This window comes from Paenibacillus sp. FSL P4-0081, assembly GCF_000758565.1.
Taxonomy (GTDB): domain Bacteria; phylum Bacillota; class Bacilli; order Paenibacillales; family Paenibacillaceae; genus Paenibacillus_AQ; species Paenibacillus_AQ phytohabitans.
This window is the reverse complement of record NZ_CP009280.1, coordinates 593,018-614,427: the sequence shown is the minus strand read 5'-3', so window position 1 is coordinate 614,427 and position 21,410 is coordinate 593,018. Positions and strand designations below refer to the sequence as shown.

Annotated in this window: 15 protein-coding genes, 1 tRNA gene and 1 riboswitch; of the genes, 8 read left to right on the top strand and 8 right to left on the bottom strand. The window is 51.0% G+C overall.

What is annotated here, in order from left to right; genetic code table 11:
• Positions 1-329 precede the first annotated feature (329 nt).
• Complete coding sequence (locus P40081_RS02710) at positions 330-704, top strand: YhjD family protein (protein WP_042133162.1); 375 nt, start codon at positions 330-332, stop codon at positions 702-704.
• Positions 705-1,170: 466 nt separating this feature from the next.
• Here P40081_RS02710 and P40081_RS02705 read toward each other — a convergent pair whose 3' ends face one another.
• Positions 1,171-1,593 carry an ASCH domain-containing protein gene (locus P40081_RS02705; protein ID WP_042133160.1) on the bottom strand — a complete coding sequence of 141 codons (423 nt, stop codon included), beginning with the start codon at positions 1,591-1,593 and terminating at the stop codon, positions 1,171-1,173.
• Between the two features lie 47 nt (positions 1,594-1,640).
• Complete coding sequence (locus tag P40081_RS02700; RefSeq protein ID WP_042133158.1) at positions 1,641-2,519, bottom strand: MmyB family transcriptional regulator; 879 nt, start codon at positions 2,517-2,519, stop codon at positions 1,641-1,643.
• 132 nt (positions 2,520-2,651) lie between these two features.
• Here P40081_RS02700 and P40081_RS02695 point away from each other — a divergent pair, with 132 nt between their 5' ends.
• Together P40081_RS02695 and P40081_RS02690 are read left to right on the top strand one after the other, a co-directional pair.
• Complete coding sequence (locus tag P40081_RS02695; RefSeq protein ID WP_042133156.1) at positions 2,652-3,584, top strand: zinc-binding dehydrogenase; 933 nt, start codon at positions 2,652-2,654, stop codon at positions 3,582-3,584.
• 205 nt (positions 3,585-3,789) lie between these two features.
• On the top strand, positions 3,790-4,041 hold the full coding sequence (locus P40081_RS02690) for an Atu4866 domain-containing protein (RefSeq protein ID WP_042133155.1): 252 nt from the start codon (positions 3,790-3,792) through the stop codon (positions 4,039-4,041).
• A 76-nt stretch (positions 4,042-4,117) separates the two neighbouring features.
• Here P40081_RS02690 and P40081_RS02685 read toward each other — a convergent pair whose 3' ends face one another.
• Complete coding sequence (locus tag P40081_RS02685; RefSeq protein ID WP_231575271.1) at positions 4,118-4,993, bottom strand: AraC family transcriptional regulator; 876 nt, start codon at positions 4,991-4,993, stop codon at positions 4,118-4,120.
• Between the two features lie 160 nt (positions 4,994-5,153).
• Between P40081_RS02685 and P40081_RS02680 the strand changes: the two genes are divergently transcribed.
• Positions 5,154-5,891: an SDR family oxidoreductase gene (locus tag P40081_RS02680; RefSeq protein WP_042133152.1), complete on the top strand. Its 738-nt coding sequence runs from the start codon at positions 5,154-5,156 to the stop codon at positions 5,889-5,891.
• 160 nt (positions 5,892-6,051) lie between these two features.
• Here the strand turns inward: P40081_RS02680 and P40081_RS02675 are convergent.
• The 4 genes from P40081_RS02675 to P40081_RS39675 form a co-directional block, all read right to left on the bottom strand.
• Positions 6,052-6,123 (bottom strand) — tRNA-Thr (locus tag P40081_RS02675).
• A gap of 84 nt (positions 6,124-6,207) precedes the next feature.
• Complete coding sequence (locus P40081_RS02670; RefSeq protein WP_042133150.1) at positions 6,208-6,987, bottom strand: sugar phosphate isomerase/epimerase family protein; 780 nt, start codon at positions 6,985-6,987, stop codon at positions 6,208-6,210.
• Positions 6,988-7,037: 50 nt separating this feature from the next.
• A complete protein-coding gene (locus tag P40081_RS02665) occupies positions 7,038-7,346 on the bottom strand; it encodes an MTH1187 family thiamine-binding protein (RefSeq protein WP_042133148.1) in 309 nt (102 codons plus the stop codon).
• 340 nt (positions 7,347-7,686) lie between these two features.
• Positions 7,687-7,917, top strand: a riboswitch (cobalamin riboswitch).
• A 116-nt stretch (positions 7,918-8,033) separates the two neighbouring features.
• On the bottom strand, positions 8,034-8,159 hold the full coding sequence (locus P40081_RS39675; protein ID WP_256704072.1) for a hypothetical protein: 126 nt from the start codon (positions 8,157-8,159) through the stop codon (positions 8,034-8,036).
• 96 nt (positions 8,160-8,255) lie between these two features.
• Between P40081_RS39675 and P40081_RS02655 the strand changes: the two genes are divergently transcribed.
• Positions 8,256-10,241 (top strand): anaerobic ribonucleoside triphosphate reductase, encoded by a 1,986-nt coding sequence (locus P40081_RS02655; RefSeq protein ID WP_042133144.1) that lies wholly within the window; start codon positions 8,256-8,258, stop codon positions 10,239-10,241.
• Positions 10,238-10,765 (top strand): anaerobic ribonucleoside-triphosphate reductase activating protein, encoded by a 528-nt coding sequence (gene nrdG, locus P40081_RS02650; protein ID WP_042133143.1) that lies wholly within the window; start codon positions 10,238-10,240, stop codon positions 10,763-10,765. Before P40081_RS02655 ends, nrdG begins: the two co-directional genes overlap by 4 nt.
• A gap of 105 nt (positions 10,766-10,870) precedes the next feature.
• Here nrdG and ssuE read toward each other — a convergent pair whose 3' ends face one another.
• Positions 10,871-11,425 carry an NADPH-dependent FMN reductase gene (gene ssuE / locus P40081_RS02645; protein WP_042133141.1) on the bottom strand — a complete coding sequence of 185 codons (555 nt, stop codon included), beginning with the start codon at positions 11,423-11,425 and terminating at the stop codon, positions 10,871-10,873.
• Between the two features lie 407 nt (positions 11,426-11,832).
• Here ssuE and serS point away from each other — a divergent pair, with 407 nt between their 5' ends.
• Both serS and P40081_RS36140 read left to right on the top strand, forming a co-directional pair.
• Positions 11,833-13,125, top strand: coding sequence for a serine--tRNA ligase (gene serS, locus P40081_RS02640; protein ID WP_042133139.1), 1,293 nt, complete (start codon positions 11,833-11,835; stop codon positions 13,123-13,125).
• Between the two features lie 417 nt (positions 13,126-13,542).
• Positions 13,543-21,408 carry a 5'-nucleotidase C-terminal domain-containing protein gene (locus P40081_RS36140; protein WP_197074321.1) on the top strand — a complete coding sequence of 2,622 codons (7,866 nt, stop codon included), beginning with the start codon at positions 13,543-13,545 and terminating at the stop codon, positions 21,406-21,408.
• The last annotated feature ends 2 nt before the right edge of the window (positions 21,409-21,410 follow it).

Sequence of the window (21,410 nt, the reverse complement as noted above, 5' to 3'; positions counted from 1 at the left end):
GTTTGCGTAGAGGGCTGAAAATCTGCACACGCAGGAATCCATTTTTAGAGCAGCTGAATCCAGCCAATCATTGACACCCAGAGCGGAACGCTAAGGAATAACCCGAATAATAAACCGCGGCGGAGATTTCCTTCATGACTCATTGCCATTCTCCTTTTAATCTGATTTATTTTTAATCTTTAATATTTCAATTTTAATATAAAATAATTCTTCTTATTTTATTGTGAATTATGTCACATCAATAGCCCTCTTTTTTTAAATACCATTGATTTTTTTTGAACTTCAGGTTAAATTACGAATATACGTTCTCATTAGAGGGGGTGAGATTGATGCACAGAGCAGAGAGCCAGGACAATATGCTGGTGAAATCGTATATCTTGCTGCCGCTCATTTTATCCGCCTTTGAACGCGATGCTTCCATCCTATCTGCAGAGCTGCGCACACCCGCTCCTTACCTGGAGGTTGTCCGGACAGCGGCGGGCGCAGCCATAGCCGACCTGCGGAATGTCCGCACCGAGATGAGAGCCCGTGGTCTGAAGGTCTATGCACAGCAGCAGCTGGAAGTTGGCATTGAAGCCAAATTTGTCTGCAGGGGTTATCATGAACGGATGCTGCTGCTGGATGATGTCATTACCGCCCAGTCTACTATCCGCATGCGCAGATATCTGGGTCTTGGCACTCCGGACTCAACCGCCTTGAGATGAACAGCATTCTGGCGATGTTAATTCTCAGCGTTTCTCCCCTCATAAAAAAGAGGCCCGCCATGATCGGCAAGACCTCAGGGTACCATATTACACCGGGGGATGTTTGGTAACCCCAATATACAACCCTTACCTGAAAATAAGCTGATACCCAGATAAAGATTACATTAAAATCGTCCAATACCCAAGCGTGCCGCAGATAACCACAGCCGCTACGGGATACAGGATCTTCCGGCTTACCTGATCCTTAAACACAATAAACAAACAAAGCATACAAAGCCATGCGATAAGAAGGCTGCCCATCTCTTATGCATACGCTCCTTCCCGGCAATTCTGCCCTGGCTCCTGCAGCATACCGCCGCAGAGTCCGCTTTCCATATATATAAGAAGATTACCCGCTGAATATCCCTATCATACCCGCTGACAGCTGATCTGCATGAAATTTTTATTTATTTGGCCACAAACGGATTCACCACTCCTGCTCAAGAACGGGATATTCCCAGAAACCTAAGCGCCCCTTGGCAGCTATAGGATGAGCCAGCGCAACTACCCCCTCCAGCTTCCAGGCGTACCGGCCTTCTGCATAATCGCCGAACACATATTCATTCCCGCCCGGCCAGCTCTGCTGCGCCTGCTGAGGCGTAACCCCACAGCAACCGGCCAGCCGGCTGGTCGCAAGGATTACTCCGGAGGGCAGATTATCCGCGGTGTAGCCGTGCCGGGCAAGCACTGATTGATACGGCTCCGTCTTGCATATGGCCTTATCTACCTGCATACCGGCATGGATGGCTAAATCCCCCCGGTAAGACGTCGGCCAGGAACGGGTCTCGATCTGTTTTTCACCCAGCGCAATTAAGGTGGCCCAAGGCTGGCGAATCGTCAGACACTTCATACAAGGCTTGCCTCCATTCCAGAAAACACATAATGTCCAGTTTACACTCAGCTTCCCAGTTGTTCAAAAACTGTATGCGCAGCTTCATCGACCGGTAAGTAGGCCTCAATTCTTGGATATAGATGATGGCCCGCGGAAATATGAATTTGCTTGTACCGGATAGGAACCAACTTATCTGAGGCACCCATTCTGGCTAAGATCATTTTGTGCTGACCAGGCTCGGTACCTGTGTTATCAGGCCGCTTATTCCAGTACTTATTGAAATCACTGTATTGCCGGAGTCTTTCGAGGCTATGCGTATACCATGGCTCCTGTCTGGAGCCGGTGTGTATTTTTTGATAAGCATGTATACCCTCCACTGCATGAGATTCCCATAATTCAAAGGATGCGGCATTGAAGGTCGAGCGGGAGCGCACAGGATAATCCGCATTGAAGTGAAGATCTGCCATATTCAAGTCTTTATAGAAAGCTTGATGTGCAGGCAACTCAAATAACCGGCTAAACCGTTCATTCACCGCCTTGATATTTAACATGTGGTTCACAATCATTGCCGGCAGCGGCAGGCTGCTCAGGATCTGCCTCACTTCTTCCAGCGCCTGCTCCATAGCTGCTCCTTCAAGAGCCGGATAGACCGGGAGATAACCGGCAGCCAGCAGCAGAGCATTCCGTTCAACGGCTGTACACTCCAGATATTCAGCAATACAGATAATCATCCGGCGATCCGGCACGCGGTGTGAGCGTCCCATTAATAGGTTTTTATACGTAGGGCAAGCCATATCGTTAAGCTCCTGCTGAGTAAACCGTTTCAACAACGGATGGGGTTGATTAGCATAATCCAGTTGACGTGTTACGCGAAGATTCTCAATTTCAGCGATTACCCCCTTCAACGTCTCATCCTGAACGTCCCTATCCTTACGCATAGTCATCAGGCTCACCGCCTTTACCATATTGAGGTGTAGTTCTACTCTTGGTACAAGCCAATTCCTACAGTATACTCCACTATGAAAACAGGGCGCAATTTCCATTACGCTTCTAATTATATTTATGGAGGAGATCCTATGAATCGTGCAATTGTTACAGACTCACCGGCTCATGGATATTTGACCGTCAAGGAAGTCGCCGCACCGGAGGCCCAGCCCGGGGAGGCAATCGTTAGAGTGCATGCTTTCTCCCTTAACCGGGGTGAAGTTGTTGATGCAAGGAAGGAGGCTGAGGGATTCCGGCCGGGCTGGGATTTTGCAGGAACTGTTGTCCAGCAAGCCCGGAATGGCACCGGACCCAGAGAAGGAAGCCGTGTCACCGGGCTTCTCCCGATGGGGGCATGGGCAGAGCGGGTGGCTGCACCCGCTTCGTTCCTGGCAGAGATACCGGATAACATAACCTTCGCCCAAGCCGCCACTTTGCCTGTAGCAGGCCTGTCCGCACTTTACACCCTTAGAAAGGGCGGAATGCTGCTCGGCAAGAAAATATTGATCACCGGCTCCACTGGAGGCGTGGGAATCATGGCTCATCAGTTAGCCGCACAGTCCGGGGCATTTACAGTAGGTGTAGCAAGAACAAAGGAAAAAGCCCAGGTTGCCCGGGAAGCCGGCGCTAATGAGGTTGTGGTTGGAGAAGCTGCGATATCTCAGGCAATTCCTTTTGGGCCTTATCATCTAATCGTGGATTCGGTGGGCGGTGATACACTGGCTGCTTTGATGCCTCAGCTGGAACCGGGAGGGACCCTAGTCTCGATGGGACATTCAGCCTCTCCTTACTCCACACTTGATGTCAGAGGCTTAGGCGGCAGAACCTTGTACAGCTTCTTTCTTGGAGAAGAAGTTAGCCGTTACTCCGTAGCCGACGATCTCAAACTGCTGGCCGGCCTCCTCTCAACAGGCCAATTAACCCCCCGCATTGAAGTGGAAGCGTCATGGGAGAAGATAGCGGAGGTATCCGAGGCGCTGCTGGAACGCAGATATTCCGGTAAGGCCGTGCTGTTGACCGAATAATTCTGATATAAAAAGCGCCTGTAAAGCACGCACGACAGATATGGCAGACCCGTTTCACCACAAAAGAGGTTAAATTGGTCATAATGTTCTCAATCTCTTAAATGGAGGATTAGGCAACAATCTCAATGAATCAGGCTACCCCCCATTGTATTGAAGGAGGATAATAAACATGCAGAACTAAATAAAGAAAGAAAGGATGAATATAATGGAAGATAGCATTAACCCCTTCCATCCTTATATTGGAATGTGGGTAACCGCAGATGGTTATATAAGGCATGAATTGCTGCCTAACGGCCGCTATGCTGAAGCACGCGGAAGCAGAAAAAGCGCTTATCAAGGAAGTTATTCTATTACAGGTGATCATATTGAATATGTAGATGATACCGGCTTCACCGCCGATGGTGATTTTCGCGATTCGGTGCTCTATCACGGAGGCATGGTCTTGTATCGGGAGTAAACCAAGTTTCCACATAACAGGAATAACAAAAACACCGCATTCTCAGGAGAATTGGCGGTGTTTTTGTGTGATGCAACTATATCGTTTCCCGGAACCGATGTACATCCCGAATAGGCGGCTGGCCGAACAAGCGGGCATACTCACGATTGAACTGCGTGGCGCTCTCATAGCCAACCTGATAAGCGACACTTGTCGCATCGCTCGTTGTCGCCAGGAGAATTTTCCGAGCTTCTGTCAGCCGCAGGCGTTTCTGATACTGGAGGGGGGTCATTGCCGTCACTTCTTTGAAACAGGCAAAAAAAGATGATTTGCTCATTCCGGCTGCTTGCGCGAGCTTCTCCACCCGCATGGGTTCCGCATAGTGGAGATTCATCCCTTCAATCACGTGGGCAATTTGATGGGCACGGCTGCCCAAGAGAGCGAACTGCCGTATAGAGTCCCCTTGCTCAGTCTGCAGCATACGGTAAAGAATCTCGCGCACTGCATAAGGAGCCAGCACCGGTAGATCATCCGGCGTATCCAGCAAACGGATTAGATGCATGACAGCCTCATGAAGCGGATCGCTCATCCGGCTGATAACCAAAGCGCGGGGAGGTTCTTGTCCTGTGTTTTCTGTGACATTGGATTGTTGAATCACATCCAAAATCTGATCCATATCGAACTGTAGCTGAAGGGACAAGTACGGGGTCTCTGGAGAGGCTTCAATGACTTGTCCGGTAATTGGCAGGTGCACGGAAGCGGCCAGATAGCTTCCGTGATTATAACAATAGCTTTCCGGCCCCAGCATTACCCGCTTGGCACCTTGAGCAATCACACACAGGGATGGCTTGTATACCGCAGGCACTGGCGCGGATATGTCGGAAGAACGAATAAAAGAAAGAGCAGGATAGGCGGTAACGATGGTCCCATCTTGTACGGCAATACGTTCGATTCGTTCGGTCAATTCAGTCAAGCGTATTCCTCCATTCTGCGACTATTACAATTTACTTTATTGCATTTTGGAGGATTAGGCAATCTCTTCACAGTATCCGGCTACCGCAAGCTTTGAGGTCGGCAGCATAATGAACATGTAACACCTAAGCGTATTTCATTCATAAAAGGAGCGGTGTGGCATGTCGACATTAAAAGATAAAGTAGTGCTTATTACCGGTGCCAGTAGCGGCATTGGAGAAGCGACCGCCAAATGGCTCGCTAAGCGTGGAGCACAGGTGGTGCTCGGTGCAAGACGGACGGACAGGCTAGAAAAGCTGGCGGAGGAGATCAGAAACGCGGGCGGGATTGCTGAATACCATTCCCTCGACGTAACGGATTTTGAGCAAATGAAATCAATCGTCCAATTTACAGTTCATCAATTCGGACGCCTTGATGCCCTTGTAAATAACGCAGGTGTGATGCCGTTATCGCCACTTGATGCATTAAAGATCGAGGAGTGGAACCGTATGATTGATGTCAATATTCGCGGTGTGCTGCACGGGATCGGAGCTGCTATTCCCGTAATGAAGGAACAGAATTCCGGCCATATCATCAATGTTGCCTCCGTTGGCGCATATACTGTCTTTCCGAAATCATCGGTTTATTGTGCCACCAAGTTCGCGGTCCGGGCGATTACAGAGGGCCTGCGTCAGGAGTTGGGAGCAACAATCCGTACGACGGTTATTTCTCCAGGCGTAACCGAATCCGAACTGGCTGATACCATCACTGATGAGTCAGCCCTCGAGATGATGAAATCCTTCCGGGCCAATGCTTTGCCCTCTTCCGGTATTGCCCGCGCCATTGCCTATGCCCTTGAGCAGCCTGCGGAAGTGGATGTAAATGAATTGATCGTGCGCCCAATGGGGCATCCGGCTTAAACCGCTAAGCAGATTAGGAAATAAGACTTGACGGCTACCAAAAGTGAATTCCGTTACTTCACTCGAATATGGTAGAAGAATGGTAGAGGTTTATGGTGGTACAGAAAAAAGCGCGGCCTCCGAAATCCCCGGAGGCCGCGCTGCATATGAATTCAAAAGATGCTGGTGAAGGGAATTGAACCCCCGGCCTACGCATTACGAGTGCGTTGCTCTACCCCTGAGCTACACCAGCTTAAAGGATAGTCTGCCTGCCAAACAAAAAATATTATAACTCTTTCAGCAGAAAACGCAACCCTTTTTTGATCATTCGCGCTGCCTAGTCCAGCATTAGCCCCAGCCCGCGGAAATATTCCAGTGCCTCTTTAGCACTTTCCAACGAGGACACGGCATAAGCCTCTTGCTCTACTATATAGTACAGAATCCCGCTCTCCTCTGCCTTGTCGAAGACGCTCCGGAAATCAACCTGCCCTTTCCCGAGGTCAGTCTCTTCATTATTTGCCCCGAAATCCTTAATGTGAACCAGCGGAACACGGCCGGCATAACGGGAGACATAGTCAATAGGACGTGCTCCGCCCCTGTGTACCCAGCCCAGATCGAACTCTGCAAACATATGCTCCGCAGGAATCTGTTCCAGCCATATATCGATGACTGCTTTGCCGTCTACCTCTGCAAATTCATAATCATGGTTGTGATACCCGTACTGCAGGCCTGCTGCACGGACCATCGCGGAGGCCTTCTCCAGGAAGGGAATCACCGCCGTCACATCCTCCATTGAGGGGTTCTGCGGAAGCGGTGCCGAAGGGGTGATCATATATTGTAATCCAAGTTCCTTCGCATATTCAATTTCTTTGGCTAACGCCCGTTCCATGTTATCCAGACTGCTGAAATCCAGGCCCACATGCGCCGAAGGCGCAGCAAGACCCAACCGGTCCAATGTACGGCGCAGTTCTCCTGCAGACACGCCGAAATAACCGGCGAATTCTACCGCCTGATATCCCATCTCCGCAACTTTGCCCAGTGTACCCAGGAAATCGCGCTCCGTCTGGTCACGCAGTGTGTACATTTGAATCCCGATCTGCTGTGAGGCTTTTGCCATGAAAGATCCGCTCCTTATAGGTTGAATCTGATTACAACTACAGGTACTCTTTACTCTCCTTGCAGCTTGCGTTCCACGGATTCCAGCTTGCTGCGGCTCGTAGAAGGCTTGTCACGACGGTCATCAATCTTAAGCGAGGTGGAAACCCGCTGTGCTCCTGACGTAAACGGCGACTCATGCAGCGCTTCTACCGCAGCAAGAATCCGTGCAACCGGTCCTTCAATAATAGTCCCCATCGAAGTAAGCTCATAGGTAATCCCCTCCACGGTCTGCAGCACACGCTGCATATCGGCCACATAGCTGCTGAGACTGGTACTGCCAGTGCCAATCGGAATAACGGTCACTTCGCCAATCGCCATTATGAAATCCCTCCTGCAAGTTTGATGAGTCTGTTCTGTCCTTACTCCTTAATTGTAACCCTTCAGCGCCGCTCCCACAAATACCCATAGCCCCCCCTCTCTATTACTATCTCCCCAGTAAAACTACTAGGATTAGACGCACTCTATTTATGGAGTCTTTGTGGCATCTTTTGGGACAATTTATGACTCATTTAAGGCCATATCCACAGGAAAGTTGTGGATTACCTGTGGACTAACTGTGGATCATCTGTGAGTAAACCTGCGGAACCCGCTCCCCGCGCGGATTCGCAAAAAAATGTTTACAAACACAATATATTGAGTTACTTTTATTTAACAACAACAAAATATAGTAGAAACAGGTGTTTCGCCCTCTTGCTAGGGTTGAAGCTTAATAGGGAAACACGGTGCAAATCCGCTGCGGTCCCGCCACTGTAACCGGATGTTCCAGCTGCCAGACGCCGCTGGAGCAGCATCCTCCGACAACAAGCCACTAGGGGGCTGCGAGGCCCCTCGGGAAGGCGCCGGAGGGCATGCCGGAAGCCAGGAGACCTGCCTGTTTCTGTGGCACCGGTTAGACTCCTGCGAGGAACAGGCGAGGTGCCCGCATGCGGCCTGCACGAGCAGAGTTAGCCTTTCCGTTAATCGGGCAATAGGCTGCCGATACCTGAGGACGATAGAATATCGTCCTCAGGTATCGGCTTCTGCGGAAGGTACAAGAACAGGTTCCAGAACAGGACAAGCCCTGTGCCCGTTCGTATTTTCCACATAGACCACCGGCAAATGTCCGCTGTTTCGGATATTTGCAATACGCATTCGGGCATTTCCCGCCTCCCGGCTGGAGATGCCTTTTTACTGATGTCATGGAGCACACGCTTCACGCTTACGATACCGAGAGGAGAGAGCTATACAATGACGCTGCTGGAGAAACGATATAACGAAGGACAAGCTGCACAGGAAGTTCTTTTGGAAGAAGTTATTCATTTGGGACGGGATATTATCGACAGCCGGGATTTGGATCTGCTGCGCGAGAACGCCAACTTGAACGGGGAGAGCTTCTCCGGCAAGATGAGCAAATTCGGCAGTGAATATTCCAAGTGGTACGCCCGCAATTTCACGATGCCGCCACAGCTCGTGCAGGCTATTGAAGATAATGTTGTATATGTACACGACCTGGATCAATATGCCATTGGAACAACCAACTGCATCTTCATCCCGTTTGAACGGCTTCTCCGCGAAGGCTTCAATACCGGCAACGGCAGCGTCCGCCCTCCGAATTCGATTATGACGGCTATGTCGCTGGTGGCGATTATTTTCCAGTCCCAGCAGAATGCCCAGTACGGCGGCGTATCCGCCAACAAGCTGGATTACGATCTGGCGCCTTATGTCACTAAATCCTTCGCTAAGCTGTTCCGCAAAGGAATGGAATATTTCGAGGAAGGTGCAGCCGGCGAAGCACTCGGCGAGGTCACTATGACCCGCAGCGATCTGGAAGAGAAGTATCCGCGTGCCTTCCGTTTCGCCCTGAAAGAGACAGAAATTGAAACCCTTCAGGCTGCGGAGAGCATGGTACATAACCTGAATACCATGTCCAGCCGCTCAGGCGGCCAGATTCCTTTTACCAGCATCAACTACGGAACCTGCACCTCTCCGGAGGGCCAGCTGGTGATTAGCTCCCTCTTAACTGCTACTATGAACGGACTTGGCAGCGGAGAAACACCGGTGTTCCCGATTCAGATCTTCAAATGCAAACAGGGTGTCAACCAGCAGCCTGGTGATCCTAACTATGAGCTGTTCCTGAAAGCGGCAGAGTGCTCTGCACGCCGGCTGTATCCGAACTTCGCCAATCTGGATGCTCCGCTGAATATGCAGTACTACGATCCAACCGATCCGGATACTGAATTTGCTACGATGGGCTGCCGGACACGTGTTCTGGGCGACCGCTTCGGACGTAATCACTGCTCGGGCAAAGGCAACCTTTCATTCAATACGCTTAACCTTGTACGTCTTGGACTGGCTTACGGCACAGTAACCGGCCGCCGCCTTGCCGCTGACGAGGAAGGCTTCTTCGAAGATCTTAATCATTATATGGATGTTGCGCTGGACGGCCTGCTGCACCGGTTCCGCATTCAGGCCTCCCAGAAAGCCAAAGCCTCCGATTTCATGATGCGTGAAGGCGTCTGGGAAGGCGGCGAACAGCTTGCACCGGAAGACAGCGTAGGTGAACTGCTGAAGCACGGCAGCCTGTCCCTTGGTTTCATCGGTATGGCCGAGTGCATGAAGGCTATGTACGGCAAACACCATGGCGAAGATATGGAGGTCCATGCCAAGGCAGTGGCTATTGTCCGCCACATGCGTGAATACTGCGACCGCAAGAGCGAAGAGCTGGATCTGAACATTACTCTATTCGCTACGCCTGCCGAAGGTCTCTCCGGCAAATTCACCAAGATAGACCGCAAGGTTCTCGGTTCCATCCCGGGTGTAACGGACCGTGAATACTATACGAATTCATTCCACATTCCGGTCTATTACGACCTGAGCGCAGCCAAGAAGATCAGCCTGGAAGCTCCATTCCATGAATATTGCAACGCCGGAGCGATCTCTTATGTAGAGCTGAACGGCAACGCCCGCAGCAACCCTGCAGCATTCGTCAAAATCATCAAATACGCGCTGGAGCAGGACATCAGCTATTTCAGCATCAACCACCCGATCGACCGCTGCTCCGGCTGCGGCCACGAAGGTGTAATCGGCACGAATTGCCCATCCTGCGGCGCTCATGAAGACACAACGCATATCCGCCGGCTGCGCCGGGTAACCGGATATCTGACCGGCGACTATCAGACCCGCTTCAATGCCGCCAAGCAAGCCGAAGTACGGGACCGCGTTAAGCATCTATGAACATCTGCGGATATTATCCGGAGTCGATCAATGAAGGAGAGGGATTGCGGGCGGTCCTCTTCTTCAGCGGATGCCGCCACCGCTGCCCCGGATGCTTCAACCCGAAGACCTGGAACTTCAATTATGGAGAGGTCTTCACTCCGGAGCGCAGGCGCGAGATTATCACCGAGATAGCAGACAATCCGCTGCTGGACGGCTTGACGCTGGCAGGCGGGGACCCTTTTTTCTCGGCAGAGGGAGCGGCTGACTTCATCCATGAGCTCCGCACCGAGCTGCCGGGCTTCCCGGTCTGGATCTATACCGGTTATACGTACGAGGAGCTGACGGCTTCCCCCGGTTCGCCGGAATGGAATCTGCTGGCCTTGTGCCAGGTGGTCATCGACGGACGATTTGTAGAGGAACTCAAAGACACCACTCTCCCCTACCGGGGAAGCAGCAACCAGCGGATTATAGATATCCCGGCAAGCCTTGCCGGAGATACGGTTATACTTTGGGAGCCTGCGCTAAGCTTTCAAAGGGCATAAATCACGGTAAAAGCCGGGCTTACACCCAGCAAAAAGGGCACTAAACTACCGCATTCCGGTGGTTTAGTGCCCTTTTATGTTCCTCAGGAGGGTGATATCTTTCGCCTACTCTCCCGACTTACGTGCCGCCTTATGCGCTGTCTCATCCGCCAGTTCTTCCAGCACGCTGTTCAGCCGCAGCTTCAGCTCCTCGGCCAGCTCAACGACACCTTGGTCGTTGCGCACAGCCTGTGAGTCTACCGCGTAGACTCCGCCAAGAATATGCCGGGCGCCCAGCACAGACAGCACCGGCTTCAGCGCATAGTCGATCGCGAGCAGATGGGCCAGGCTTCCGCCCATGAAGAGCGGCAGCACAATTTTGCCGGCCAGCCCTTTTTGCGGAACCAGGTCCAGGAAGGTCTTCAGCACTCCCGTATAGGAAGCTTTGTACACCGGACTGACGACGATCACCGCATCCGCTTCAGCCACCAGGCCATTCGCTTTGACGATGGCTTCGCTCTCGAACCTGGTATGAATCAGATCCTCCGCCGGAAGCTCCGCTATATTAATCCGTTCCACTTCAAACCCGCGTTCCCGCAAATCCCCCTCCGCATATTCGATCACCGCATTGATTCGGGATACCAGGGATGGCGTACCGTTAATTACCACTATTTTGGCCACTTCCGCACCTCTTCCGTCCGCTTTTATAAGATATGCCGGGCTGCTGTGCCGGACACAAATACTTTAAATTAGTAATAATCCTAGCAGAGTACAGGGAATATTGTCAAACCTCAAATGTGCTTGCAACCCGGCCCTTCTCTGGTTATAATAAACGGCAAACCTATATCCCGACCAGGCCAATGACCGGCATCCAACCGCGAGGCGTCTGCGACCGGAGCAGTTCTCCTGTTCCCTAAGTTTACCGGGTTTCGCCCGTTACCGCGAAGACCAAAGAGGGCCTTATTCCGCGCTTTGCAGCTATTTAAACGGAATTAGGTCAACCTGGGTGGCACCGCGAGCTGACGCTCCTCGTCCCATGGATGAGGGCGTTTTTTGCATTTTTTTAACACAAAAGGAGCGATAGCGGCATGCTGGACATGAACTGGATCAGGGAGAATGAGGACATTGTACGGAAGACGGCGGAGTGGAAAAAGATAGCGTTCCCGCTTGCGGAACTGCTGGAATGGGATGACCGGCGGCGGGTTGCCCGCCGGGAAACGGAGCAGCGCCGGGCAGACCGGAACGCGCTGACCAAAGAGGTTGAGCGCCTGCTGCGCCAGGGCGACGCTGCAGGCGGCGAACAGGCGAAGGAGCAGGTGCGGGAGATCAACGCCCAGCTGACCACGCTGGAGGCGGAGTTGTTGGAGGCGGAGCGCCGCTGCGGCGAGCTGCTGCTGCTCGCGCCGAACCCCATATCGGCCGATACGCCGATCGGGCCGGATGACAGCGCGAATGTAGAGCTACGGCGGCATGGCGCGCCGCCGGTGTTCGGCTTCAGCGCGCGGGACCATGTCGAGCTCGGAGAGCTGCACGGCATCCTAGACATCCCACGCGGGGTCAAAGCCGGCGGACCCCGCAGCTATGTGCTGAAGGGGGCCGGGCTGCTCCTGCATCTGGCCGTACAGCGGCTGGCGCTGGATGTGCTGATGCAGCGCGGCTTCACCGTGATGGATGTGCCGGTAATCGTCCGGCCGGAAGCGCTGGAGCGGACCGGGTTCTTCCCGGGCGGCATGGATCAGACCTATGAGCTCACGGGAGAAAAACGCTGGCTCGCCGGCACCTCAGAGGTGTCGCTGGTCTCGCTGTACAGCGATGAGATTCTCGATCTTGAAACGCCGCTGCGGCTCGCCGGAATGTCGGCCTGCTTCCGCCGCGAGGTAGGCTCGGCAGGCCGCGATGTACGCGGGCTGTACCGTGTGCACCAGTTCTCGAAGATCGAACAGGTGGTGATGTGCCGGAACGATCCCGGGGAGTCGGAGCAGATGCTGCAGGAGATTCTCGGCAATGCCGAGCATATTCTCCAGCTGCTGGAGCTGCCTTACCGGGTAGTGGCCGTGTGCAGCGGCGACATGGCGATGAAGACACATAAGCAATATGACATTGAGACCTGGATGCCCAGCAGGGAAGCCTTCGGCGAGACCCACTCGGCCTCGAATCTGCTCGACTTCCAGGCCCGCCGCTCAGGTATCCGCTACCGCGATGAAGACGGGCGGCTGCAGTACTGCCATACCCTGAACAACACGGCGGTAGCTACACCGCGCATTCTGATTCCATTGCTGGAGAATCATCAGCAGGAAGACGGATCGGTGTATATTCCGCTGGCACTGCGGCCTTATATGGGCGGCAAGGAGCGGCTTGAACTTAATATACAACACATCTGAAATTGAGCTGAACAATTATAACAAGAAAACTAGTAGAGCAGCAATTCTCTTATTTTTGAGAATTACCGCTCTGCTTTTTCATTTTTTAATATTGTGGACAAAAAATACATTCATTTTACCCAAACATAACATTTATTTTACGAGAAATTCAATTTTATTCTAATATTAAAAGTAATCAAGATGTAATTGTTATAGATTATCACTACATATCTCTAGGTTTTTTGTGCATTTTGTATAAACTTACCTCCATTTAATTTTAATTAACTCGAAATTAATATATATTCATGTGAGACAACCTTTCATTTTACAAACAGATGTTACACTTAATAGGTTGTAAATCATAGTTTTGAGAGGAGTGGGTTTAGAATAATGGTTATATCTCACAGGATGCAGAAATGGTTATCCGCAGGACTAGCAATGTTAATGCTTATTGGCATTGTAGTACCAGCCGGACAAAGCGCACAGGCAGCAAAAGATAACAGTAATATTGTAATCTCACAGGTCTACGGCGGCGGCGGCAACACCGGTGCATTATTTAAGAATGATTTCATTGAATTATATAATCCAACCGATTCAGCAGTGAGTCTTGAAGGTTGGGAGGTGCGGTATGCCAGCGCCACTGGTGCATTCAATAATGTTGCCACTTTAAGCGGAACAATTAAGGCTGGTGGGTATCTACTTATACAACAGAAAGCGGGAACTGGCGGTAATGGTGCCGATCTCCCTGCTCCTGATCTTACCGGCAGCTTAGATTTCAGCGGTACTAACGGCAAAGTAAATCTGATAGACGGTTCAGAAAATGTTATTGATTTCGTAGGTTATGGAACGGCAAATTCCTCGGAAACCTTACCTACACCTGCCCTGTCTAACTCCACAGCAGCCATTCGGCTTGCACTAACGGGCGCACCTGCCGGCAACCGCGGCTTGGATACAGACAATAACGCTGCAGACTTCGTTGTTCGAACCCCTGATCCCCGTAACAGCAGTTATGGCCTTACACAAGCCGTAGAAGCGGTAACCGCCAACCCAGCAGCTAACGCCTGGCCGGCTGGTACAGCCATCTCCCTTAACTCTTCTACAGTTGGTGCATCCGTTTACGCCGCAGTCTACATAGACGGCGCTGGTGCAGAATTCAAGCCATACAGCGGTCAAATCCTGCTGAACGTACCTACCACAATCAAAACGTACGCCTCGGTTTCGGATTCGGTATACAGTTCAACGTCCACTTATAACTACACGATCCTAACGAAAACAGATATTGCCTCGGCAAGACTTGCGCCTAAAGGCCAGAATGTATGGACCGAAGGTGTAGTTACCCGCATCGACGGCCCAAAAATGTATATTCAGGATGCGACTGCAGCCATCGTGCTGTACGGATTCCCGGCATTCGCCGAGGTCGGAGATCTCGTTGAAGTTCAGGGTACTATGGATATTTACAATAATCTGCAGGAGCTCAAACCTGCGGCAGGACTTGAATATAAAGTTATTACTGAAACTATCGGCATACCTGCAGCCAAATTAATTACCGCTGCAGACTTGACAGCTGCAAATGGTGAAGCCCATGAAGCCCAGCTCGTCACACTTACAGATGTGACTATTGACAGCAAAGAAGGTACTACTGTCATTGCCAGCCAGGGCAATCAGACCTTTACAATTTACTCAGGGCTTTCTCAGCTGACTGCAGGTAAACATTTTGACCGGATCACTGGTGTAATCGAACAATTTAATACCGTTTATCAATTCATTCCGCTCAGTGCAGAAAGTCTGGTAGAAGAACTATTCTCTGTTACTGCCAGTCCCGGTGCGGGCCGTATCATCATCGGCAGCTCTGTTGCGCTGTCCAGCCCTACCGCAGAAGCGGAAGTCTATTATACGATTGACGGATCAGAGCCAACAATATCCAGCATGTTGTACACAGCACCAATTTTAATAACGGCTGACACAGTGATTAAGGCGATTGCTTCATCCCAAGGCCAGACCAGCAAAGTTTATACTTTTGAATACGTAGCTTCAGAGCTTCCGCGCATTCATGATATTCAAGGCGAATCGCACATCTCCGATTATGCCGGACAAACTGTTAAGGATGTCGAAGGGATTGTTACTGAATACGGATATACTTTTGCAAACGGCAATTATAAAGGCTTCTTCATTCAAGACCCTGAACCGGACGATAATGACAGCACATCAGAAGGAATATTCGTATACAGCACCAATACCAGCCTGAAGCCCGATATCGGGGATCATGTATCTGTCTCGGGACTTGTATCCGAATATAATGAAGGAAGCAGCAGCAACATGACTTCCACACAAATTACACTCAACACAATCAATACAATAACTAAGGAAGCAGACCTGCCTGAACCTGTAGTACTGGGCAAAGGCGGACGAGCAATCCCTTCTTCAGTCATCGATAATGATGGTTTAACTGTATTCCAGCCTTCTGAGGATGCCATAGATTTCTATGAATCCCTTGAGGGCATGCTCGTCACCCTCCCTACCCCTACTATTATTAGTCCTTACTGGACAAGCGGCGGCGGTACATCAATCGTATATAATATTCCTGCAAGAGTGGACAATGCAGCCGAAGATGTAATTACAGCTGCCGGAGGTCTCGTACTCAAAGGAGCAGACAACCTCAACCCGCAACGCCTGCTGATCGCCTATGGTGATCCTGGTCAGGAAGTCGGTACTGGTGATAAATTTAATGGGGATGTTACAGGCGTTATCGGCTATAACAACGGCAACTATAAAGTTATCCCTGCAAATGGAAGTCTGCCGAGCATTTCCCCAAGCAGCTTCACACAGGAAACCTCTACAATTACTGTAGATGAGGAGAAGCTGCTGATTGCTTCCTACAATATTGAGAACTACTATCCAGGTGTAGGTGCCACGAAGATTCAGAACCTGGCCCAGTCTATCACGGTAAATCTGAAAAGGCCGGATATCATCAGCGTTGTAGAGATGCAGGACAGCGATGGGGAAACCAACAACGGTACCGTCGAGGCCAGTGCAGCCGAGCTGATTCAGGCCATTCAGACAGCCGGAGGTCCGGCCTACAATTACATTGATATTGCACCTGTAAACAACGCAGACGGTGGAGCACCAGGCGGCAACATCCGTGTAGGCTTCCTGTATAATCCAGCAAGAGTCAAGCTTTCTGACAGCATTAACGGACAAAAGGGCTCAGCCATTCAATCCGTCAGCTACAATGCAGAAGCAGACGAACTGACATACAATCCTGGAAGAATCGCCCCGACAAATGATGCTTTCGCGAATTCCCGTAAGCCGCTTGCGGCACAATTTGAATTTAATGGTGAGAAAGTCATTGTAATTGCTAACCACTTTAATTCAAAATCCGGCGACAACGGGCCGTTTGGAAATGTTCAGCCTCCAGTGCTTTCGAGTGAAGTGCAGCGCCACAAAATTGCTGCTGTCGTGAACGGCTTTGTCAAAGATGTGCTGACTGCCAACCCGTCAGCAAATATTGTTGCACTCGGCGATTTGAACGATTTCCAATTCACCAAGACCGCCGCAATTCTCAAAGGCAATGAGCTCGATAATCTGATCGAAAAATTACCGCTTAATGAACAGTACACTTACACGTATGACGGAAACTCCCAGGTACTTGACCATATCCTGACCAGCAAAAACATCGCGAATTCCGCCAAAGTCGATGTCGTCCATCTGAACGCAGACTTCCCCGAATCCCGCGGACGGGTATCCGACCATGATCCGGTCGTAGCCCAATTCGATCTAACCAATTTCGATCTGCGTGTTCTGCATACGAACGACACACATGGACATTTGGAGACAATTGCCAAACGAACCACAGCTATCAAGCAGGAACGCAATAGCCATACCCTGCTGCTTGATGCAGGTGATGTTTTCTCCGGAACACTATACTCCACTACGTTCAAGGGAATGGCTGACGTTGATTTCATGAATGACATCGGATACGACGTGATGACATTCGGGAACCATGAATTTGACCAGAACAAGGAACATCCTGAAATCCTCAAGAATTTTGTAGAGGCTGCAGCATTCCCGTTTGCAAGCTCCAACATTGACTTCACAACCAAAAACAGCGAACTTGCGGAGCTGTACCATGACGACATTGTCACGATTGCACAAGGCGATACTGCCCACAACGGTAACATTTATCCGGCTGTGATCAAAGACGTCTATGGGGAGAAGGTTGGTATCTTCGGCTTAACCACAGAGGATACCGTCGGATTGTCTTCCCCAGGAGATAAGATCAGCTTTAAGGATCATATGCAGAGCGCGAAGAATACCGTAGCGATGCTCGAAGCGAAAGGCGTCAATAAAATTATCGCTGTAACCCATCTAGGCTATACCGTTGATAAAGATCTAGCCGCAGCCGTTCCGGGCATCGATATCATTGTCGGCGGACATTCACACACGAAGATCGACAACCCTCCGGAGCCTGTTACCAATGTCGGTACAGGTAAACCAGTATTGGTCGTTCAGACTGGAGAATATAGCCAATATCTAGGGGAATTGGATGTAACCTTCGATAAGAACGGCGAGATTGTATCTTACAATGGCAAGCTGCTGGAAGTGGCCAAATATGCCGAAGATCCGGAAGCCAAAGCTAAACTGGCTTCCAAATATGACTCCGAGCTCTCGGCTGTCCGGGCTGAGAAAGTAGGATATTCCAATGTTGATCTCTATACCAACCGCACCATCGACGGCAAGTCCGTTCGTGTTGTGCGGCAGGAAGAAACACCAATTGGCAACATGATTGCCGACAGCATCGCGGAGAAAGTAACAGAACTAATGCCAAACTTTGTACCGGAGACTGAACTGGATACCATTAAAGGTGTTATCGCTATCCAGAACGGCGGCGGTATCCGTGCAGCCATTGACAAAGGCGACATTACCATGGGCGAAGTATTGACGACCCTTCCGTTTAACAACAGTCTGGTCGCACTGAAAGTTACCGGAGAAGAAATTATTTCTTCACTGGAGAACTCGGTCAGCGGACTCAGCTCAGATCAAGGCCGGTTCGCTCAGGTATCCGGTATGAAGTACACGTATGATTCTACCAAGACACCTGAAATTGTAGATCCATTAACAGGTACGGTAACACAAGCCGGCAATCGTATCATTTCGGTTGATATCAAGCAGGCAGATGGTTCCTACTTGCCGATCGATCCCAAAGCCTACTATATCCTGTCCACGAACTCCTTCATGGCAGGCGGCGGTGACTTCTACCGCGCACTGGCTTCAGCCAAAGCAGACGGACGTTATTACGAGCTGGGTCTACCCGACTTTGAAGTCCTGTTAGCCTACCTGAAGAAACATAACCCGGTGACTTCCAGTGTTGAAGGACGTATCACAGACCTGAAAGGAGCTTCTACTCCTGATGAAGACTTCTCCCTGAGAGTCCTGCACACCAATGACACACACAGTCATCTGGAAACAGTGGTTAAACGGATGACAGCCATCAAGCAGGAGCGCACCGGAAACTCCTTACTGATTGACGCAGGGGATGTTTTCTCGGGTACCCTTTACTTCACTAAGTTCGAAGGACTTGCCGATCTGGAATTTATGAACTACATCGGATACGATGCCATGACCTTTGGGAATCATGAATTCGATAAAGGACTGCCTACGCTTAGATCCTTCATCAACCAAGCAGAATTCCCGTTCATCAGCTCGAATATTGACTTTATCACCAAGAACAACGAACTGAAGGATATCTTCGTAGATAAGGTTGGTGGTTCAGATACCGATACTCCTATAGAAAACGGGCATATCTATCCATCAGTAATTAAGGAAGTCTACGGAGAAAAGATCGGCATCTTCGGTCTCACCACCGAGGACACCGTGGGCCTATCTTCTCCAGGAGAAAACATCGCCTTCAAAGATTACAAAACAAGCGCTGAAAGCACTGTTCAAGCCTTAAAGGCGCTCGGCGTTAACAAAATCATCGCCGTTTCCCACTTGGGTTACAGTGTTGACCAAAAACTAGCTGTTGAGGTTGCAGGTATCGACGTCATTGTTGGCGGACACTCCCACACCAAGCTGGATGCACCGGTGCTCGTTAATGCAGACACCGAGCCTACACTGATTGTACAGACCGGTGAATACGGCACGTACCTCGGCGAACTCGATGTTAACTTCGACGACGAGGGTATTATCACTACGTATAACGGCAAGCTAATCGACACCACGAAATATGTTGAAGATCCTAAGGCTAAAGAAATGCTGGCTGGATACGATGCTAAACTGACCGAAATCCGTCAGACCGTGGTTGGCGAATCTGCGATTCCACTGGTCTATGAGCGGATGATTAACGGCAAACTCACCCGTGTGGTCCGGAATGAAGAGACTAACCTCGGGAACCTGATTGCTGACGGAATCAACGTCAAAGCTAAGGAACTGGTCAGCAAGCTAATTCCTGAATCCGAACTGTCCACCATCAAGGGATTTGTAGCCATTCAGAACGGCGGCGGTATCCGTGCCGGTATTGACCAGGGCACAATTACCCTGGGTGAAGTGCTGACAGTTATGCCATTCTCTAATAGTCTGGTGGCTCTGAAGGTTACCGGACAGGAAATTATCGATTCCCTGGAAAATGGCGTCAGCGGACTGGAAAACGATCAAGGCCGCTTCGCTCAAGTCTCGGGAATGCGTTATACCTATGACTCCACCAAGACCGCAGAAATCATCAATCCGACAACGAATGTACTACAGCAGGAAGGTCAGCGCATCATCTCCGTTGATATCAAGCAGGCAGATGGCAGCTACACCGCAGTTGATCCTAACGCGTACTACATTCTGTCGACTAACTCCTTCATGGCTGGCGGCGGCGACTTCTACCGTTCCCTAGCGAAAGCTAAAGCAGACGGACGTTATTATGAGCTGTACCTGCCGGATTATGAAGTATTTACGGATTATCTGGATAAACTCAAAACAGTAAATATCGGTATAGAAGGACGCATCACAGACCTGAAAGGTGCGACACCGACTCCGACTCCTACACCGGCACCGACTTCAGGTTCAGGTGGAGGTCCGGGAACAACGGTACCAACTGCAACACCATCACCTAGTCCAACAGCTGCTGCCACAGCAGCAGTGCAGCCGCAGGTAACAACGATTTCCGCAGCTGATCTGACTGCACAGCTCGCAGCCCTGCCTGCCGGCACCAGTGAGCTGATCATCCCGCTTACGGCTTCAGCGGGCGGTGCTCAAGTTGTACTGCCGGGCAGTGTGCTGGTTCAGCAGGCTGCTGCTAAACCAAATACAGTGCTGACTTTCACCTCTACCGGCGGAGCATCCTATTCGCTGCCGCTGAGCCTTATTAACGGAACGGCACTGGCTGCCCAGCTTGGTACCAGTGACTTTACGGTTACAGTTTCTCTGCTCCAGGCGGCTACCGCCACGCTCGACAGTCTGAACAAGGCTATCGCAGCACAGGCTGGCTCCGTCACTCTGGCCGCACCGGTCATTGAATTCTCGGTTACCGCTGAGGCCGGCAATACAAGTGTGCCGCTGAACAGCTTCGGCAGCACCTACGTGAAGCGGACTATTACTGCGACGGGAGCGTTGAGTTCTCAAGGGGCAACAGCCGTTTCCTATGACCCGGCTACCGGCAAGCTGTCCTTCGTACCTTCGATCTTCGCCGGCATCTCAGACGGAGATACTGAAGTGACGATCAAACGCAACAGCAACAGCTACTATACGGTTGTGAAGTCCACCAAGACCTTCGGTGATACTACAGGGCACTGGGCGCAATCATCCATTGAGCTGCTGGCTTCCAAGCTGATTATTACCGGCACCAGCAGTACCGCCTTCTCGCCTTCGCTGTCTATCACGCGGGCAGAATTCGCGGCACTGATTACCCGCTCTCTCGGACTCGCATCCGCAAGCGGAGGAACCACCTTCCGTGATGTCAGCACAGGCGCATGGTATGCTGATGCCGTACAGACAGCAGCCGCAGCAGGTCTGATTACCGGATATACGGATGGCAGCTTCAAGCCGGGCAATCCGATCAGCCGCCAGGAAATGGCTGCGGTCCTGTCCAAAGCCATCAAGTACACCGGCAAAACCCTGACTGCCGATCCGGCAGTGCTGGCAAAATTCAGTGATGCTGCAGGCATCCCGGACTGGTCCAGAGCAGCAGTAGCAGAAATAGCTGCCGAAGGCATCATTCAGGGGACACCTGACGGCGCGTTCGCTCCGGCGAAGCTGGCTACCCGTGCGGAAGCCGCTACGATGCTGGAGAAGACCTTGAAGTCACTTCAATTCATTAACTGACC

What these genes read in the sequence shown, in the direction of transcription:
- serS (WP_042133139.1), top strand. Translation starts at nt 11,833, where the DNA reads ATGCTGGACATGAACTGGATCAGGGAGAATGAGGACATTGTACGGAAG.
- P40081_RS02690 (WP_042133155.1), top strand. Translation starts at nt 3,790, where the DNA reads ATGGAAGATAGCATTAACCCCTTCCATCCTTATATTGGAATGTGGGTA.
- P40081_RS39675 (WP_256704072.1), bottom strand. Translation starts at nt 8,159, where the DNA reads ATGCGTATTGCAAATATCCGAAACAGCGGACATTTGCCGGTGGTCTAT.
- P40081_RS02655 (WP_042133144.1), top strand. Translation starts at nt 8,256, where the DNA reads ATGACGCTGCTGGAGAAACGATATAACGAAGGACAAGCTGCACAGGAA.
- P40081_RS36140 (WP_197074321.1), top strand. Translation starts at nt 13,543, where the DNA reads ATGTTAATGCTTATTGGCATTGTAGTACCAGCCGGACAAAGCGCACAG.
- P40081_RS02680 (WP_042133152.1), top strand. Translation starts at nt 5,154, where the DNA reads ATGTCGACATTAAAAGATAAAGTAGTGCTTATTACCGGTGCCAGTAGC.
- nrdG (WP_042133143.1), top strand. Translation starts at nt 10,238, where the DNA reads ATGAACATCTGCGGATATTATCCGGAGTCGATCAATGAAGGAGAGGGA.
- P40081_RS02670 (WP_042133150.1), bottom strand. Translation starts at nt 6,987, where the DNA reads ATGGCAAAAGCCTCACAGCAGATCGGGATTCAAATGTACACACTGCGT.
- P40081_RS02710 (WP_042133162.1), top strand. Translation starts at nt 330, where the DNA reads ATGCACAGAGCAGAGAGCCAGGACAATATGCTGGTGAAATCGTATATC.
- P40081_RS02700 (WP_042133158.1), bottom strand. Translation starts at nt 2,519, where the DNA reads ATGACTATGCGTAAGGATAGGGACGTTCAGGATGAGACGTTGAAGGGG.
- P40081_RS02705 (WP_042133160.1), bottom strand. Translation starts at nt 1,593, where the DNA reads ATGAAGTGTCTGACGATTCGCCAGCCTTGGGCCACCTTAATTGCGCTG.
- P40081_RS02695 (WP_042133156.1), top strand. Translation starts at nt 2,652, where the DNA reads ATGAATCGTGCAATTGTTACAGACTCACCGGCTCATGGATATTTGACC.
- P40081_RS02665 (WP_042133148.1), bottom strand. Translation starts at nt 7,346, where the DNA reads ATGGCGATTGGCGAAGTGACCGTTATTCCGATTGGCACTGGCAGTACC.